General features: G+C 56.3%; 16 protein-coding genes. 3 read left to right on the plus strand and 13 right to left on the minus strand.

Annotation, left to right across the window (positions count from 1 at the left end):
- Positions 1 to 27: 27 nt before the first annotated feature.
- The 7 genes from HALTITAN_RS13340 to ampD all read right to left on the minus strand — a co-directional run bounded on the left by HALTITAN_RS13340 (position 28) and on the right by ampD (position 9,415).
- Positions 28 to 1,149: a phospholipase D-like domain-containing protein gene (locus HALTITAN_RS13340; protein WP_027958147.1), complete on the minus strand. Its 1,122-nt coding sequence runs from the start codon at positions 1,147 to 1,149 to the stop codon at positions 28 to 30.
- 40 nt (positions 1,150 to 1,189) lie between these two features.
- Entirely contained in the window at positions 1,190 to 1,909 is a 720-nt protein-coding gene (locus HALTITAN_RS13345; protein ID WP_009287419.1) for a class I SAM-dependent methyltransferase, read from the minus strand.
- Entirely contained in the window at positions 1,906 to 2,604 is a 699-nt protein-coding gene (tsaB, locus tag HALTITAN_RS13350) for a tRNA (adenosine(37)-N6)-threonylcarbamoyltransferase complex dimerization subunit type 1 TsaB (RefSeq protein WP_009287420.1), read from the minus strand. The genes HALTITAN_RS13345 and tsaB overlap by 4 nt, the downstream gene beginning before the upstream one ends.
- A 133-nt stretch (positions 2,605 to 2,737) precedes the next feature.
- On the minus strand, positions 2,738 to 3,391 hold the full coding sequence (gene adk, locus HALTITAN_RS13355; protein ID WP_009287421.1) for an adenylate kinase: 654 nt from the start codon (positions 3,389 to 3,391) through the stop codon (positions 2,738 to 2,740).
- A gap of 272 nt (positions 3,392 to 3,663) precedes the next feature.
- Complete coding sequence (gene aceF, locus HALTITAN_RS13360; protein ID WP_009287422.1) at positions 3,664 to 5,697, minus strand: pyruvate dehydrogenase complex dihydrolipoyllysine-residue acetyltransferase; 2,034 nt, start codon at positions 5,695 to 5,697, stop codon at positions 3,664 to 3,666.
- Positions 5,698 to 5,755: 58 nt separating this feature from the next.
- Positions 5,756 to 8,428: a pyruvate dehydrogenase (acetyl-transferring), homodimeric type gene (gene aceE / locus HALTITAN_RS13365; RefSeq protein WP_009287423.1), complete on the minus strand. Its 2,673-nt coding sequence runs from the start codon at positions 8,426 to 8,428 to the stop codon at positions 5,756 to 5,758.
- 405 nt (positions 8,429 to 8,833) lie between these two features.
- A complete protein-coding gene (ampD, locus tag HALTITAN_RS13370; RefSeq protein ID WP_039859430.1) occupies positions 8,834 to 9,415 on the minus strand; it encodes a 1,6-anhydro-N-acetylmuramyl-L-alanine amidase AmpD in 582 nt (193 codons plus the stop codon).
- A 112-nt stretch (positions 9,416 to 9,527) separates the two neighbouring features.
- Here ampD and nadC point away from each other — a divergent pair, with 112 nt between their 5' ends.
- Positions 9,528 to 10,382: a carboxylating nicotinate-nucleotide diphosphorylase gene (gene nadC / locus HALTITAN_RS13375; protein WP_039859431.1), complete on the plus strand. Its 855-nt coding sequence runs from the start codon at positions 9,528 to 9,530 to the stop codon at positions 10,380 to 10,382.
- Positions 10,383 to 10,385: 3 nt separating this feature from the next.
- Here the strand turns inward: nadC and HALTITAN_RS13380 are convergent, their stop codons facing one another.
- Entirely contained in the window at positions 10,386 to 10,910 is a 525-nt protein-coding gene (locus HALTITAN_RS13380; protein ID WP_022522121.1) for a GNAT family N-acetyltransferase, read from the minus strand.
- Positions 10,911 to 11,050: 140 nt separating this feature from the next.
- Between HALTITAN_RS13380 and tsaA the strand changes: the two genes are divergently transcribed.
- Positions 11,051 to 11,788 (plus strand): tRNA (N6-threonylcarbamoyladenosine(37)-N6)-methyltransferase TrmO, encoded by a 738-nt coding sequence (gene tsaA / locus HALTITAN_RS13385; RefSeq protein WP_027958660.1) that lies wholly within the window; start codon positions 11,051 to 11,053, stop codon positions 11,786 to 11,788.
- A 15-nt stretch (positions 11,789 to 11,803) separates the two neighbouring features.
- Here the strand turns inward: tsaA and purC are convergent, their stop codons facing one another.
- From purC to dapA, 3 genes are all read right to left on the minus strand, one after another.
- Complete coding sequence (purC, locus tag HALTITAN_RS13390; protein WP_022522119.1) at positions 11,804 to 12,520, minus strand: phosphoribosylaminoimidazolesuccinocarboxamide synthase; 717 nt, start codon at positions 12,518 to 12,520, stop codon at positions 11,804 to 11,806.
- 32 nt (positions 12,521 to 12,552) lie between these two features.
- Positions 12,553 to 13,536, minus strand: a complete 984-nt coding sequence (gene bamC, locus HALTITAN_RS13395; protein ID WP_022522118.1) for an NlpB/DapX family lipoprotein — start codon at positions 13,534 to 13,536, stop codon at positions 12,553 to 12,555.
- Between the two features lie 77 nt (positions 13,537 to 13,613).
- Positions 13,614 to 14,498, minus strand: a complete 885-nt coding sequence (gene dapA, locus HALTITAN_RS13400) for a 4-hydroxy-tetrahydrodipicolinate synthase (protein WP_022522117.1) — start codon at positions 14,496 to 14,498, stop codon at positions 13,614 to 13,616.
- A gap of 270 nt (positions 14,499 to 14,768) precedes the next feature.
- On the opposite strand from dapA, the gene HALTITAN_RS13405 reads away from it, so the two are divergent.
- On the plus strand, positions 14,769 to 15,245 hold the full coding sequence (locus HALTITAN_RS13405) for a peroxiredoxin (protein ID WP_022522116.1): 477 nt from the start codon (positions 14,769 to 14,771) through the stop codon (positions 15,243 to 15,245).
- Between the two features lie 71 nt (positions 15,246 to 15,316).
- Here HALTITAN_RS13405 and HALTITAN_RS13410 read toward each other — a convergent pair whose 3' ends face one another.
- Entirely contained in the window at positions 15,317 to 16,426 is a 1,110-nt protein-coding gene (locus HALTITAN_RS13410) for an AI-2E family transporter (RefSeq protein WP_009287428.1), read from the minus strand.
- Positions 16,423 to 16,686: a sulfurtransferase TusA family protein gene (locus tag HALTITAN_RS13415; RefSeq protein WP_022522114.1), complete on the minus strand. Its 264-nt coding sequence runs from the start codon at positions 16,684 to 16,686 to the stop codon at positions 16,423 to 16,425. The genes HALTITAN_RS13410 and HALTITAN_RS13415 overlap by 4 nt, the downstream gene beginning before the upstream one ends.
- Positions 16,687 to 16,733 lie beyond the last annotated feature (47 nt).

Consider the following 16,733-nt stretch of genomic DNA (forward strand, 5'->3'; position numbering starts at 1 on the left):
GCTTAGGCTAAATACTTAGCGTAGACACTATTTAAGCCGCGTTACCATGGCATCCAGCACGCCATAGATCCACTCACGGGCGCGCTGCCTCCAGGGGCGCGCCGCCCAAGCCGCGGCGTCTACCTCCTGGCTGGCGGCAAAGTTTCGCTCGAACAGTTCGCGCACGTCCGCCGCGAGCTTCGGATCCATTGCTTCCTGGTTTGCCTCTAGGTTCCAGTGCAGATTCCAGTGGTCAAAGTTACACGAACCAATGCTCACCCACTCATCGGCGAGCACAAATTTAGCGTGGATAAAGGTCGGCTGAAACTCAAAAATGCGCACCCCAGCCTTGAGCATGGTGTGATAAAAGCGCTGACCGGCAAAGCGAACGCTGGGATGATCATGCTTTGCCCCCGGTAGCAGTAAGCGTACGTCTATCCCTCTGCGAGCCGCCCGAACCAAACGCCGACGCAGGGCAAAGGTGGGCACAAAATAGGGTGTGCATAACCAGAGTCGTTCATTTACCTGGCTGACCCGATAATGCAATGAGTGGCGAATCGCTTGATAACGATAGCCACGCGCCGACATCGCCCGCCCAGGCACGCCATTGGCAAGCGCCTGAGGCTCACGACGCTCTGGGAGAGCCGCCGCGCGTCTATCGCCCTTCTCGACGCGGGTCAGCCGCGAATGCCATAGGCGCCGAAACAGCAGTTCCCAATCGGCCACCACCGGCCCTTCAATACGCAGGGCAATTTCGTACCAGGCATTCAAAAACTCATCCACCGCGCCAAAGCCACCGGTGAACGCCAGCTCGCCGTCAATAACCATTATTTTGCGATGGTCACGGCTCAGGTTCAGCGCTAAAGAGTGGAAACCAATGGGGTTAAAAAAGCGCAGCTGAACATCGCCCTGCTTCAGGCGCTGGCGATCACTCCCGGAGAGGCCCATCGAGCCATAGCCATCCAGCAGTAAACAGACGCGAACACCGCGCTGCGCTGCATCAGTCAATACCTCAATGACTTGATCTGCAAGCTCCCCTGATTCCATCAAGTAGAGCTCTACCAGCACATAGTGCCGCGCATTATGCACCGCTTCAAACATAGCGGGCAGAAAGCGTGAGGCCTCCGGCAGCAGCGTAAATCGATTACCTTCTCGCCACGCGTTCTGCATGGGTGCTCCTTGCTTAGCCACTGATAAGTACACTAACGAGCTACCGTGCTAATGAGCGATGTACATACAGATCGTAGCGGCTGGTTTTACCCTCAAGGGTATGTTGCGGCACTGGCCCCGCAATAGGCGGCGCCTTACGGGGGCGCTTAACCACCACGCGATGAGTGGCCACATCCAACGCCGCTTCTAGTAATCGCGGGGCATCGTTATCATCACCAGCCAACTCGCGGAACAGACGCATCTCTTTTTTCACCAACGCTGATTTCTCACGATGGGGAAACATCGGATCCAGGTGTATCACCTGCGGTGAAAAGTGAGCACTGGCAACCAATTCAGCCAGGAATTGAGCCGCATCCCCATGACGCAGTGTCATGCGGGCAACAATATCCACTGTATCGCTATGCCTGGAGGCACGTTTCAGGCCATCCTCCAGCAGCGCTGCAATCGCTGCAACCCGCTCAATTAACAACACCTGGGCACCTAGGCTGGCCAATACAAACGCATCCCGCCCCAACCCTGCCGTAGCATCAACGATGCAGGGCGTCACGCCCTTGGAAAGCCCACAGGCCTTTGCGACCAGCTGACCACGCCCACCACCAAAGCGGCGCCGATGGGCCGCTTTGCCCGCCACAAAATCAACGCTGAGCGGCTTGCCGTAGCGTTTTTCATCACCGACCAGCGCCAACCCCTCATCGCCCTGCACCAAGCGCAGGCCGTCAGGCAGAACGATGCTCTCAACATCGGCCTCAACATCGCTCATGCGGGCTTTTTCCAGGCAACGTCGTTGCGCAGATAAACCGGCTGAACCAAGTGCGCGGCCTGCCCCAACCCAGCGGCAAAATCACGCGCCGCCAGCCACGCCATCTCTTCGGCGCGGGGCTCTAAATCATCCAAATGCTGGGGCATGCTAAGCTGTACATCGACAGTGAAGCGCTCCCACAGCGTAAAGCCGCTGCCTACACCTACCCAGTCGGTTTCGTCGCCTGGCAGACGCAGCGACTCAGGGGCCAGCACCGCCTCGGCGCTCATCGGAGTAATAGTGTCTTTTAGGCAGTGCCACGTCGCGGCGTACACCTCGCCCATGCGGGCATCTAAGGCAGTCACCACGTGGCGGAGGTGATAGCGACGATGGGCCTGAAGGGCCAGCGCCTCTAAAGTAGACACCCCCAGCAACGGGCAGTCCAAACCAAACGCCAACCCCTGGGCTGCCCCCGCCGCGATACGCAGTCCGGTAAACGAACCCGGCCCCCGGCCAAACGCAACGGCATCAAGCTGGGAAGGGGTTACCTGCGCTTCGGCAAGCACTTCGTCCACCATCGGCAGCAGCCTGCGGGTATGGGCGCGGGGCGTCATCTCGAAGCGCGCCAGGCACTCAGTGCCCGAATCACCCTGGCGCAGTAAGGCTGCAGAACAGGCGCTTGAAGAGGCGTCCAGGGCAAGCAGATGTAACGGCATAGCAAGTGGCCACTCGAAAGAAAGGTTGCGGCATTATACCTTTGTCACGCCAATACGACGATGACCCGCATTAGGCGGGCCATCGGCAAAGGCGTAAAATCAGCTAAAGGTTATTATCAACTGAGGGCTCTTATCAGCTAAGGGCTTCTTTAACCTGGCGGGTAATATCCGTCACACTGCCAACGCCTTCAATGCGGTGGTACTGGGGCGCGCTCTGGGGATCCTGCTTGGCCCACTGCTGATAGTAATCGACCAGCGGGGCCGTTTGATCGTGGTAAACGGATAGGCGATTACGCACCGTGGACTCTTGGTCATCTTCACGCTGAATAAGCGTTTCACCGGTCACATCATCCTTGCCTGGCTCTTTGGGCGGATTGTGCTCAACGTGATAAACCCGGCCCGATGCTTGGTGCACACGGCGTCCCGCCAATCGACTGACGATCTCTTCATCGGGTACGGCAATTTCCACCACGTGATCTAGCTTAACGCCGCCCTCTTTCATGGCGTCGGCCTGGGGGATCGTGCGTGGGAAACCATCGAACAGAAAGCCATTTTCGCAGTCAGGCTGACTGATGCGCTCTTTGACCAAGTCAATGATGATGTCGTCGGACACCAGGCCACCACTGTTCATGATCTCTTTTACTTTCAAGCCCAGCTCAGTGCCATCTTTAATGGCCGTGCGCAGCATATCCCCGGTGGAAATCTGAGGAATCTTAAATTGCTCACAAATAAACTGAGCTTGAGTCCCCTTCCCCGCGCCGGGGGCACCCAACAGGATTAAACGCATGGCACTGCTCCTTGAAGTTCTTGGTATGAAAAAAGAGTTCGAAAAATGAGTATGTGAATTCTGTTAACTGACAATAACCGCGCCTCTCAAGCGACACAACTCCCCAAAAGCCTGAGAAACCCGCTTTTGTTTCAATTTTTTTAAATTAAAACAGCCAAATGCCCTAAATCTACCACTTTGGTCGCCCTGCGAGAGGTTTAGGCAGCATTTACGTTTAGTAAACACAAGCGGCGCCCCTAGGGGCGCCGCTTGTGAAAGCACATCGCTACCAATTACAGCAGTAAGCGACGAATGTCGGTGAGCACATCGGCCAGGAAGGCGGTAAAGCGTGCCGCATCGGCGCCGTTGATCGCACGGTGATCGTAGGAGAGCGACAGCGGCATCATCAGGCGCGGCTGGAAGGCACTCCCATCCCAAACCGGCTTCATCTGCGCTTTGGACACGCCCAGAATAGCCACTTCCGGCGCGTTAACGATCGGTGTAAACGCCGTGCCACCAATCGAACCGAGGCTCGAAATGGTGAAGCAGCCACCGGTCATCTCGTCACGCTTGAGCTTTTTGGTCTGGGCTTTCTTGCCTAGCTCCGCCATCTCCTTGGCAATCTCGATCAAGGATTTGTTATCGGCGTTGCGCACTACTGGCACCATCAGACCGTCAGGCGTATCCACGGCAATACCGATATGGACGTAGTTCTTCCATACCAGGGTTTCACCGTCACCCTTCAGACTGACATTGAACTGCGGGAATTTACGCAGCGCAAAGGCACAGGCTTTGACCATAAACGGCAGCGGCGTTAGCTTGGCGCCCTGGGCTTCCGCTTCCGCCTTCATCGCCTTGCGGAAAGCTTCCAGCTCGGTGATGTCCGCTTCGTCGAATTGCGTAACGTGGGGCACATTGAGCCAGCTACGATGCAGGTTGGTCGCGCCCATCTTGAGCAGACGCCCCATCGGCTTCTCTTCCACTTCACCAAACTGGCTGAAGTCGACTTCCGGAATGGGCGGAATACCCGCGCCGCCAGTAGCCGCGGCTGCCGCACCTGGCTGGGCTTTACCCTGATTGGCAATCGCCTGCTTCACATAGGACTGTACGTCCTCTTTGAGCACGCGATCTTTCGGGCCGCTGGGTTTAACGAGTCCCAAGTCGACGCCTAGTTCACGAGCCAGCATGCGTACCGCAGGGCCGGCGTGCACCAGCTTGCCATCCCGGGGCTTATGGGCAGCCATCTGTGCTTCCGGGCTGGGGGTACCGGCCGGAGATTCAGACGGTTTAGCGCTGTCCTTGCTGTCACTGCTCTGCGAGGCTTTTTCTGGTGCGGCCTTTTTCGGTGCCGCTTTTTTGGCACCCGCCACTTCCATATAGCCGATCACATCGCCTTCAGAGACGGTGTCGCCCTCTTTAACGGTCAGCTCAAGAAGCTTGCCTTTGTAGGGGCTGGGCACGTCCATAGAGGCTTTATCAGACTCTAGGGTGATCAACGGGTCTTCTTCGTTGACTTCGTCACCTGCCGCTACGCCGATCTCGATAATCGGCACATCAGAGGAGCCAGAAAGATCCGGTACGCGAATCTCTTTGCGCTCCGGCTCGCCGCTAGCGGCCTCTTCCTGATCATCTTCAGCCGTTTCTTCCGGCTCGCTACTGGCTTGGCTAGAGGACGGTTTTGGAGAAGAGCTCTCTTCCGGTGCGTCTTCGCTGTCGCCGCCCTCGCCGACGATCTCCATCTGGCCGATGACATCGCCTTCAGAGACGGTGTCACCCTCTTTCACGGTAAAACTGACGATCTTACCGCTATGGGGGCTGGGCACGTCCATGGAGGCTTTGTCAGACTCCAACGTGATCAAGGTGTCTTCGGCCTCAACCTCATCGCCTTCGCTGACCGCGACTTCGATAATTTCGACGCTGTCCGAGCCGCCGAGATCGGGCACTTTGATATCCACCGTCTGCTTACCGCCGGCTGACTTTTTAGCTGCGGGCTTCTGCTCTTGAGACGGCTCTTTGGGTTTTTCTTGCTTCGCTGGGGCCTCTTCAGGCTGGCTGTCAGACGAGCTCTCTTGTTTCTCGTCGCCGCCACCTTCGACTTCCAGCTCAACGATATCGTCACCTTCCGAGACGCTATCGCCTTCTTTGACCAGCACTTTGAGTACCTTGCCGCCTTTCGGGGCCGGTACGTCCATGCTGGCTTTGTCGGATTCCAGCGTGATTAGGGTGTCTTCCGCTTCAATGACGTCGCCTTCTGACACCGCAATCTCGATGATTTCGACATCGGTATCGCCGCCGATATCGGGAACTTTGATGATTTCGCTACTCAAGGTCGCGCTCCTTCCAAATCGGATCGAGCCGGTGGGCCACCGCCCACCGGTCAGCGGTTTAGCTAGTCAGCGGGTTAGGCTTATGGGCATCAATGCCGTACTTCTTAAGCGCTTCACCAACCTGCTTGCGATCTATCTCGCCACGCTCAGCCAGCGCACGTAGCGCCGCCACGGTCACGAAGTAGCGATCTACTTCGAAGAAGTAGCGCAGCTTCTCGCGGGTGTCTGAACGGCCAAAGCCATCGGTACCCAGTACAGTGTAGTCACCCGGTACCCAGGCACGCACTTGATCGGCATACAGCTTCATGTAGTCGGTCGACGCGATCACCGGGCCGTCGCGCCCTTCCAGGCACTGTGTGACGTGAGGCTTGTTGGCCTCGGCGTCTGGGTTCAGGAAGGCTTCACGATCCAGCAGCAGCGCTTCACGACGCAGCTCGTTAAAGCTGGTCACGCTCCAGATGTCGGCGCCGATGCCCCAATCGTTCTCAAGCAACTCAGCGGCAGCTTCCACTTCGCGCAGAATGGTGCCAGAGCCCAGCAGTTGAACGCGGCCCTTGTCACCCTTGGTTTCGCGCAGTAGGTACATGCCTTTAACGATATCGTCGGCGGGGACGTTTTCCAGCGCGGGGTGTTCGTAGTTCTCGTTCATCACCGTCAGATAGTAGAAGCAGTTCTCCTTGTCGGTGAACATGCGCTTCAGGCCATCCTGCAGAATGACGGCGACTTCATGGGCATAGGTCGGGTCGTAGCTGCGGCAGTTGGGGATGGTGGAGGCCTGAATCAGGCTGTGGCCATCCTGGTGCTGCAGGCCTTCGCCGTTAAGCGTGGTGCGCCCTGCGGTGCCGCCGACCATAAAGCCACGGGCTTGCAGGTCACCCGCCGCCCAGGCCAGATCGCCGATACGCTGGAAGCCAAACATCGAGTAGTAGATGTAGAACGGCAGCAGCGTGACGTTGTTGTTGCTGTAGGAGGTCGCCGCGGCGATCCAGGCCGACATGGCGCCTGCTTCGGTAATGCCCTCTTCGAGAATCTGACCTTTCTGATCCTCGCGGTAGAACATGATCTGGCCTTTATCCACCGGCTCGTACTTCTGACCTTCCGAGGTGTAGATACCCAACTGACGGAACATGCCTTCCATACCGAAGGTACGCGCTTCGTCAGGGATAATCGGCACCACCTTCTTGCCCAGCGTCTTATCTTTGACCAGGCCGTTAAGCACCCGCACAAACGCCATGGTGGTCGAGACTTCACGCCCTTTCGAGCCGCCCATTTGCGAGGCAAAGGTCTTGTCTTCGAGGCTGGGGATTTCCAGCGCCTCGAAGTCGCTTTGACGGCTGGGTAGGTAGCCGCCCAGACGCTCGCGCTGCAGGTGCATGTACTTGAGCTCGGGAGAGTCGTCTTCCGGCTTGTAGTACGGCACGTCTTTGAGCTGCTCGTCGGTTAACGGAATACCGAAGCGGTCGCGGAAGGTCTTGAGCGCTTCATACTCCATGCTCTTGACCTGGTGCGCTTCGTTGGCCGCTTCGCCATCGCCGCTACCCATACCGTAACCTTTAACGGTGTGCGCCAGGATGACCGTGGGCTTGCCGTTGGAGGTGTTAACCGCCTCGTTATACGCCGCGTAAACCTTGAACGGATCGTGGCCACCGCGGTTGAGCTTCCAGATATCTTCGTCGGAGAGGTCTTTGACCATCGCCTCGGTTTCTGGATATTTGCCAAAGAAGTGCTCACGGGTGTAAGCGCCGCCGTTGGCTTTGTAGTTCTGGTACTCGCCGTCGACCGCTTCGTCCATGCGTTTCTGAAGGATGCCTTTTTTATCCTTCTCGAACAGCGGATCCCAGTGACGCCCCCAGACGACCTTGATCACGTTCCAGCCCGCACCACGGAAGACGCCTTCGAACTCGTCCATCACCCGCGAGTTGCCGCGCACAGGGCCGTCAAGGCGCTGCAGGTTACAGTTGATGACGAAGATCAGGTTGTCGAGGTTTTCGCGACCGGCCAGTGAAATGGCGCCCAGGGATTCCGGCTCGTCACACTCGCCGTCGCCCATGAAGCACCAGATCTTGCGGTCATACATATCCTTCAGCTCACGGTGATGCAGGTACTTCATCACGTGCGCTTGATAGATAGCCTGAATCGGGCCCAGCCCCATGGAGACCGTGGGGAACTGCCAGTAGTCCGGCATTAACCACGGGTGCGGGTAGGAAGAGAGGCCATCGCCATCGACTTCCTGGCGGAACCTGTCCATCTGCTCTTCCGATAGACGCCCTTCCAAATAGGAACGTGCGTAGATGCCCGGTGCTACGTGGCCCTGAATATAAATCAGGTCACCGGCAAAATCGCCCTGAGGCGCGCGGAAGAAGTGGTTAAAGCCCACGTCATACAGGGTAGCCGAGGACATAAAACTGGCAATGTGGCCACCCAGGCCCGGCTTGGCGCGGTTATTACGAATCACCTGGGCAATGGCGTTGTAACGGATCAAGGAGCGGATACGGCGCTCCATGAACAGGTCGCCAGGCATCGGTGCTTCGCGGTGAACCGGGATCGTATTACGGTGCGGGGTCGTCACCGAGAAGGGCACCTTCATGCCGTCCCGGCGCAGGCGATCCGCCAGGCGGGTCATCAGGTAGCGGGCACGATCTTCGCCCTCACGATCCAATACCGATTCCAGGGAATCAATCCATTCCGTGGTTTCGATCGGATCGAGATCTTCTCTTGTCTCCAGACTCATAGAGGTCTCTCCGAATGACGATAAATGACAAAAATCCCCGCTACCCTGAAGGGCCTGGGGCGGCGGCGTGGTACTACACCACGTGCCAACATTCAGCCGGTGATTAAACGCCGGATAGGGGTTTTAGCTCTACATTCAACAAGCTACGTAACTATTGATGTAGTAAAGCTACACAATTCTGTTAGAAGTTAGCCTTTTGTATAGGCGAAGATACCTCAAAGTCGCCACGCTGCCAATTCCGTCGCAGCGGAAAAGCCTATCGAAAACAAACTATTGCACTGCAACATAAGCAATTCATAGAGCATTTGCCATTGCGACCAAATAGTCATCCGATGTAATTAAACTACCGTTTTATTGCGTTATTAGTGAAATACTTAGCACACGGGGAAAAACGTAATCGAACCGCTAACGCTCAACACGCAATGTCAGCAGTTGCTGGAAATACGCCCAATCAAACGCCGGACCAGGATCCGTTTTGCGCAGCGGCGCCACATGGGCATGGCTGGTAATACGACTGCTATCTAGCTGAGGGTTGCGCGCCATTAGCCACACCACTGCTTCCACCAGAGTGTCATACTGTGCTTTGCGATAGGGGGTAACGTCATCCCCTTCAAGCTCAATCCCCACCGAGAAATCGTTGAGCGCCCTTCGCCAGCTTAGCTGGCGGGCATCCCACCAGTTGGAGCGCCCAGCATGCCAAGCACGCTGATCTGTATCAACAAACTGCACGCACTCACCATCGCGACGGATAAGCAGGTGTGCGGAGACTCTTAAGTGAGCAATTTCGGCGAAAAATGGATGTTCGTCTACCGCCAATTGATTGGTAAATAGCGCTTCAATAGCATTACCACTAAACTGACCAGGCGGAAGACTGATCGCATGAATCACGAGCAACGACACCTCACCGGTGGGCCGAGGGTCACAGTTCGGTGAAACGACTTTACGCGCGCTTTCCCACCACCCGTCAAGGGGTTGTTTATTTTCCACTGGCAAGGGCTCCTTTACGTTAGCGCTCTCTTTCTCTGTTCTCTTTCACCTTCACCGCTGTTTTTCACTACAATGCCCGTCATCGAAGACGACGTTCAGGGAATCCACGGCCATGCATTATCAATCCGCTCTTGCTGAAGAAATCCGCGCCAGCGCCGCCCGCTTGCTGTCAGAAGACGTTGGCCCGGGTGATATTACCGCGCAATTGATCCCTGAACACCAGTGGGCCAGCGCCGACGTTATTACCCGTGAAGCCGCCATACTGTGCGGAGCACCCTGGGTAGATGAGCTGTTTCGCCGCCTGGATAGTCGGGTAAGCCTGACCTGGCACGCCGCTGACGGCGATAAGCTAGAGGCTGAACAGTGTTTCTTAACCCTGGAGGGCCCCGCCCGTGTCCTGCTTACCGGCGAGCGGGCGGCGCTTAACGTATTGCAAACGCTGTCTGCCACCGCCACCGCCACCCGCGCATATGTCGACCTGATTGAAGACACCGGCGTTCGCCTGCTTGATACGCGTAAAACGCTGCCCGGCATGCGCTTAGCGCAGAAATATGCGGTCACCTGCGGTGGCGGCCACAACCACCGCATTGGCCTATGGGACGCGTTTTTGATCAAAGAGAACCATATTGCCGCCTGTGGAGGCATTCAAGCGGCGGTTGCGCAAGCGCGCAAGTTAGCCAACGACCTGCCCGTGGAAGTCGAGGTAGAAACCTTTGAAGAGTTGGATCAGGCATTGGCCGCGGGAGCTGATATTGTCATGCTCGACAATTTCGCCATCGAAGACCTGCACGTTGCCGTGGAAATTAACGGCGGCCGAGCCACCCTGGAAGCTTCAGGCAATGTGGATGCTGCCACCCTGCGGGCAATTGCCGATACCGGTGTTGACTGTATATCGAGCGGCGCACTGACCAAGGACATCGCCTCGATCGATCTTTCCATGCGCATTACCCGCAGCTATAGCGTTTGATGATTAGGTTTCAACAGCATTAAGCGATTTGGAAAGTTTATAACGCAGCAGTCGCTCCCCGCTTCGCTCGACCCACTCCTCGCCGTGGTTTTTCCAACCACGGCGCAGCAGGCGCTCATAGAGCATTGAACTCGCCTCTATCTCGATTTGCCCCTTTCCCTGCTCAAGCAGCAGCCGTTCGGCATGTACCAGCAGCGTGGTACCGATACCGCGACCGGCTAATGAGGGCCATACGTAGAGTGTTTCAACCCGCCCAGCGACTAAATCCAACTCCAGGAACCCCACGCAGCGACCATCACAGGTAGCCACTAGGGTTGTGTAGAGCGCTTGGCGCACTCCCCATGCACTGCCTTCGCGGGGCAACGCATTGGCCCACGCACGCCGCTCATCCAGCGTGTAATGCGTGGCCGCTCCCTGCATAACAGCGTGATAAAACACTTCCGCTTGGTCGGCGGCATCCCGTGCTAGCGCCGCGCGATAGGTTATTCGCGTACTGGTTGGCGCTTGCTGCTCCTCGGTATTGGTCATGCGTCACCTCTGAGCTGTTCAGCTATCATTTGATCAAGACACATTCGATCACGCCCCATTTGGTCACGCTTAAGCCATTGGCCTGCTTTATACTACTTGGATCAATTCTACGCGAATCAACCCCAGCAGAAGGCAGTGTGATGGACGATGCCCCTAACAGCGAGCACTTTACGCTGACGCCCATTGGTCATGTGGTTAGCGACTACCCCGATAAATTCGGTATTCCCCGCCAGCCGGGGCTCGCCCCCGCGGCCGATGCCCGGCTTGTACTCACTGCGCCCTACAACGACCCACTCGCGGTGCGCGGTTTGGAAGACTTCAGCCACCTGTGGCTGAGCTTTATTTTTCATCAAAGCCCTGAGCGCTGGTCGCCGCTGGTAAGGCCGCCGCGCTTGGGGGGCAATAAAAAGGTGGGGGTTTTTGCCAGTCGCAGCACCCACCGCCCTAACCGCCTGGGGCTCTCACTGGTGAGATTAGTCGGTATCGACACCCAGCACGGCGTTACGCTGCAGCTCCAGGGCTGCGATTTAGTCAGCGGCACCCCAGTGATTGATATCAAACCCTACCTGCCCTGGGCCGAATCCGAGCCTAACGCACTGGCCGGTTTCGCCCCTGAAACACCGCCACTCATGGACGTCACCTTTCATCAAGCGGCACTGGATACGCTTGCTCAGCGCCACGACAGCGCCACACTGCTGGCATTAATTGAGCAGGTACTCAGCCAAGACCCCAGGCCCGCCTATAAACAAAAGGACAGGGATTCTGAGCGTCTTTACGGCGTACGTCTGCGCGACGTGGACGTTAAGTTTTGCCCTCGCCAAAATGGCGAAGCCACCACCTTGGAGGTGATGGCTATCGAACCTTACGCCGAGCAATAAATCTGACGCGCCGGCTTAAGCAGGAAAGGTAATGCCCAAACGGCGGCCAACTTCCTCATACGCCTCAATCACACCGCCCAACCCCTGACGGAAGCGGTCTTTATCGAGCTTCTCACGGGTGTTGGCGTCCCAAAGACGGCAACCATCCGGAGAGAACTCATCCCCCAGCACCACCTCGCCTTTGAATACACCAAACTCAAGTTTGTAATCCACCAGTAGCATATCGCCCTCAGCAAACAGCGCTTTGAGGATATGGTTAACCTTGAAGGTCAGCACCTTCATCTTGGCTAACTGCTCAGGCGTTGCCCAACCGAAAGTCTCCGCCAGCGACTCATTGATCATCGGGTCGCCCTTCTCGTCGTTCTTCAGAAACAACTCGAAGGTGGGTGGCGTCAGTGCAATCCCCTCTTCAACGCCGAGACGTTTTACCAACCCACCCGCGGCGATATTGCGCACCACACACTCCACCGGGATCATCTGCATCTTTTTGACCAGACTCTCGGTGTTGGAGAGCTGTTTTTCAAAGTGGGTGGGGATGCCCGCTTCCTGCAGCCGCTCCATAATGAAGGCGTTAAAGATGTTATTGACCATTCCCTTGCGGGCCAGCGACTCGACTTTTTTGCCATCGAAGGCGCTGGTGTCATCACGAAAATTGAGCACCAACAAATCCGGATCGTCGGTGGTGTACACAGATTTCGCCTTACCGGCGTAGAGTTCTTGGCGCTTTTCCATGGGGGCTCCGTAAGGGGTCAAAGATCAACAAATTAACGTAAATAGCCGGAGACACGCTCAAGCAGCTCGCGCTGATCATCGGCGCTGAATGCCCGCTCGCTGGCATTGATGGCACGCAGAATCGTCTGGTCGCCGTTAGGCTGCAGGGCAAGACGAATCTGCTGGGACATTTTGCGCACATCCGGGCTGAAGACGATTTGCAACGGGTTGCGGTTGCGCTCGGTTTCAGTCATGTACTCAACCATAAACTCATGACTGGCAGGGTCGACGGCCAGCAAATCACGCTGACCTTCCTGAGCAAAATCCAGCTCAAGATAGTGGTTCAACTCTGCCCATACCCGATCGACCGGCTGCGGGATCACCACTTCCCACTCGTCGTCCTGCTGGCGGATTTGCAGCGTTTGCTCACCGGTGAGGCGCTGAGCGGTCCAGGAAGAAGAGACACTGGCAGATGCACTGCGCGCGCTTAAATGGCTCTCTAACGCATCGAGGCAGCTCGCCATGGTTTGCCCGCCGCGTTCGCAGCGAACTTCGCTACTGCCTGCGCGTAGTGCACTTTGCAGGCGAATTTCCGCCTGGGGCGTGACGATAACGCCCTGAGAAGCACTGCTCTGCTGCACCTCCAACTGACGACTACGTACAAACTCTTCCAACTGCGGCCAGACCGTACCGGTGTCGGCGGCCACTACTAGCCAGGTTTGATCGCCCACTTCGCGACGCTCGACATACTCAGGTTCCATCCCACTGCCAATCGCCAATGACTGTGGCGGGCGAATCTCTGCTGCTTCGTCAAGCCGTGCACCTTGGGTGGCGGCTTGAGGAACCGGCAGCGCATCGCGATAGCGCTGGGTGTTGCGGGTCTCTGGCAGCACCAAAGGCGGCGCCGGAGCGGCCTCGGTGTAGTCCAAATTACGGTCGTGGTAAAAACCATCCCGCGCACAACCAGAGAGCGCGACAGCCGCTGCGAGTGCCAGCGGAACCCATTTAAGCGCACGTATTTCAAGCACAGAGCTCATCAAGCCACCTTAAGTCAACAATTCGGGTACCCAGCTCAACGGTAAGCGAGCTGGGTAGCAAAGGGTATTGCGTCGGACTACTCCTCTACGACACCCGCCAACTGCAGCGCTTCGCTCACCGTGGCGTGGTACTTTTCCGACAGCCAGGTTAGCGGTAAGCGAATACCCGCATCCGCGTACCCCATACGGTTCAGCGCCCACTTCACTGGAATAGGGTTCGACTCTATACCCAGGTTGGTATGCAGCGGCATCAAAAGCGTATTAATCTGGTGCGCCTTATCGGAGTCGCCGGCCACCGCTGCCGAGCAAAGCTCATGCATCGCTCGGGGGGCAACGTTGGCGGTTACGGAGATATCCCCATGGCCACCCATCAACATAAAGTCGCAGGCGGTCGCATCATCACCAGAGTAGAGCATAAAACCACTGCCCTTCAGGCGAGTGATTAGATCTTCCGCACGCTCCAGGTTCCCCGTGGCGTCTTTTAAACCGATAATATTATCGACTTCGGCCAGGCGTAATACGGTCTCGTTGTAGATATCCGAGCAGGTGCGACCGGGCACATTGTAAAGAATAACCGGCAGGTCGCTGGCCTCGGCTGTGGCCTTGAAGTGCTGAAACAGGCCTTCCTGAGTAGGCTTGTTGTAGTAGGGAGCCACCGTCAGACAGTAATCTGCACCCACCTCTTTCGCGTAGCGGGTCAACTCCACTGCTTCGGTGGTGTTGTTCGAGCCAGTACCGGCTATGACCGGTATACGGCCATTGACCTCTTCCACCACGCTGCGAATCACGTCAAAGTGCTCCGCAAACGACATGGTAGTCGGTTCGCCCGTGGTGCCAGCGGCGACAATGGCATCAGTGCCATTTTCGAGATGGAAGTTCACCAGACGACGAAGCGCCTCCCAGTCGATGTCGCCATTGACCTTCATAGGCGTCGCCAGGGCGACGATGCTGCCTGTGATCATCCGTTTATTCCTCACCAGCCAAATTGTGATATCAACTATCTGTGTTTTTGAATACGAGAGTTTTTTTCAAAACCGAGCGCGATCACGCTATTTTGCATCAAGCGCCGACACCGCACAGAGGCCAAATGGTACTCAGGCGATTCGAGCCTGTACAGCGTAAAGCGGTGTGAGTTTGTCGTCACCCTGTTTTGAGCTTTGACAACGGCCGCTGGCTTACGTGTAATCACGCGTAACAAGCAATATTAACACCCACCCTTAAAAGGATGCCTTATGCCTGTTGAAATTGGTCAACCCGTTGCTGACTTCTCCGCCACTGCCACGGGTGATACCACCGTGACACTGTCGGAAATGCGTGGCAAACAAGTGGTCATATACTTTTATCCCAAAGCCAGTACACCTGGCTGCACCACCGAGGGCGGTGACTTCCGTGACCGCAAACCCGCCTTCGATGCTGCTAATACGGTAATTCTTGGTGTTTCTCGAGATGGCTTGCGCGCCCAGGAGAATTTTAAGGCCAAACAGGATTTTAATTTCGACCTTATTTCAGATAAAGACGAAAACATCTGCACGCTATTTGATGTTATCAAGCTCAAGAAAATGTACGGCAAGGAGCACCTGGGCATCGAACGCAGCACCTTCCTGATTGATAAGGAGGGCAAGCTAGCCAACGAATGGCGCGGCGTTAAAGTACCTGGCCACGCGGAAGAAGTACTTGCTGCGGCTGAAAAGCTGAACGCTTCCAACTAACTCAACCAGGGCTCTATTTCAGTTCAACCCACTGCCCGTGCTGATTCACTTGCGCGGGCAGTGGGTGAGCGCTATTCGGCTTCCTGGCTAGCCGTGGCTGGTATACTCCGACGCTCCTCCCGCTCATGCATGCTACGTGGCCAGGCGTAAATCAATGCCTTGAGCAGTGTTGCCAAGGGAATCGCAAAGAAGATCCCCCAGAAGCCCCAAATCCCACCGAAGAACAGTACCGCCACAATAATCGAAACCGGATGAATATTATTGGTCTCAGAGAACAATACCGGTGCCAATACGTTGCCATCCAGGGCTTGAATCACGCCATAAGCCACCAGCACATAGACAAAATCTTCACTAAGACCAAAATAGAACCCCGCTACCGCGGCGACCGGTAGTGTAGCCACCGCAGCACCGATATAAGGCACTAACACCGAAAGGCCGACCAACACCGCTAGCAGCGCTGTATACGGTAAGCCAAAGAACGCAAAGGTAAAGAACGCCACGGTGCCAACGATGATGATTTCAATAAATTTGCCGCGGATATAGTTGGCAATCTGATCGTCCATTTCGCGCCAAATACGCGATAGCAGCGTACGCTTTTGAGGCAGCAGCGAAAGAATAAAACCGACCAACACGTCGCGATCCTTGAGCATAAAGAACACCAGAATCGGCACCAGTACCAGGTAGATAATCAGCGACATAATATTGCCGAGCGAAGCCAGCGAAAGCGTTAAGGCGCGCTGGCCTAGCTGGCTAATCTCGCGGCTCGCCACGCCTATCCAGCTTTGCATCTGGTCCGGCGTAATAATATTCGGGTAGCGCGCCTGCAGTTCATCCAACCAGCCCTGGCCACTGGCGAACATCCGCGGTGTCTCTTGCACCAGCCCCACTAGCTGATTCCAGATCAACGGCATCAGAATAAACGCCAGGGTGAGCAGCACGCTGATAAAGGCCAAAAAGACCAGGATGACCGCTAGTAGGTGCGGTACCCCTCGCCGGGTAAACGCACTCACTACGCCTTGCAAAAGAAACGCAATCACCAGTGCAGTAAAAAACGGCGCCAGCATGCGTCCAAACCAGATAATCGCGGCAAAGCCCGCCACCAGTACTATCAGCAGGATCAGCGCCTCCTCATCCGAGAAATAGCGTTCAACCCAGCTTTTTAAAATCGTGCGCAGGGTCATGAGTGCGCATCCCCAGCTTTTCTAATCCAATAAACATACACCTCGTCGCGCTGCTCACGACCTTCCAGCGTATGTGCACTTTGGTCGGTAAACGACGCCATATCACGCCACGAACCCGCATCGGTGGAACGCACTTCCAGTAACTGACCAGCCGCCAAACCTGCCAAGGCCTGCTTAGCCTTCAGCAAAGGCAGCGGGCAATGCAGCCCGCAAGCGTCAAGCACCGTGTCGGGTTGAAAGCCCTCGGATTGCTCAGACATATACACTCCCTCAAAATGACCTACATACTCACGGCATTGTTACATAA

It is taken from the genome of Vreelandella titanicae BH1 (assembly GCF_000336575.1).
GTDB classification, from domain to species: domain Bacteria; phylum Pseudomonadota; class Gammaproteobacteria; order Pseudomonadales; family Halomonadaceae; genus Vreelandella; species Vreelandella titanicae.

What these genes read in the sequence shown, in the direction of transcription:
- nadC (WP_039859431.1), top strand. Translation starts at nt 9,528, where the DNA reads ATGCATTATCAATCCGCTCTTGCTGAAGAAATCCGCGCCAGCGCCGCC.
- HALTITAN_RS13405 (WP_022522116.1), top strand. Translation starts at nt 14,769, where the DNA reads ATGCCTGTTGAAATTGGTCAACCCGTTGCTGACTTCTCCGCCACTGCC.
- adk (WP_009287421.1), bottom strand. Translation starts at nt 3,391, where the DNA reads ATGCGTTTAATCCTGTTGGGTGCCCCCGGCGCGGGGAAGGGGACTCAA.
- tsaA (WP_027958660.1), top strand. Translation starts at nt 11,051, where the DNA reads ATGGACGATGCCCCTAACAGCGAGCACTTTACGCTGACGCCCATTGGT.
- HALTITAN_RS13340 (WP_027958147.1), bottom strand. Translation starts at nt 1,149, where the DNA reads ATGCAGAACGCGTGGCGAGAAGGTAATCGATTTACGCTGCTGCCGGAG.
- aceE (WP_009287423.1), bottom strand. Translation starts at nt 8,428, where the DNA reads ATGAGTCTGGAGACAAGAGAAGATCTCGATCCGATCGAAACCACGGAA.
- HALTITAN_RS13410 (WP_009287428.1), bottom strand. Translation starts at nt 16,426, where the DNA reads ATGACCCTGCGCACGATTTTAAAAAGCTGGGTTGAACGCTATTTCTCG.
- HALTITAN_RS13380 (WP_022522121.1), bottom strand. Translation starts at nt 10,910, where the DNA reads ATGACCAATACCGAGGAGCAGCAAGCGCCAACCAGTACGCGAATAACC.
- purC (WP_022522119.1), bottom strand. Translation starts at nt 12,520, where the DNA reads ATGGAAAAGCGCCAAGAACTCTACGCCGGTAAGGCGAAATCTGTGTAC.
- bamC (WP_022522118.1), bottom strand. Translation starts at nt 13,536, where the DNA reads ATGAGCTCTGTGCTTGAAATACGTGCGCTTAAATGGGTTCCGCTGGCA.
- dapA (WP_022522117.1), bottom strand. Translation starts at nt 14,498, where the DNA reads ATGATCACAGGCAGCATCGTCGCCCTGGCGACGCCTATGAAGGTCAAT.
- HALTITAN_RS13415 (WP_022522114.1), bottom strand. Translation starts at nt 16,686, where the DNA reads ATGTCTGAGCAATCCGAGGGCTTTCAACCCGACACGGTGCTTGACGCT.
- tsaB (WP_009287420.1), bottom strand. Translation starts at nt 2,604, where the DNA reads ATGCCGTTACATCTGCTTGCCCTGGACGCCTCTTCAAGCGCCTGTTCT.
- HALTITAN_RS13345 (WP_009287419.1), bottom strand. Translation starts at nt 1,909, where the DNA reads ATGAGCGATGTTGAGGCCGATGTTGAGAGCATCGTTCTGCCTGACGGC.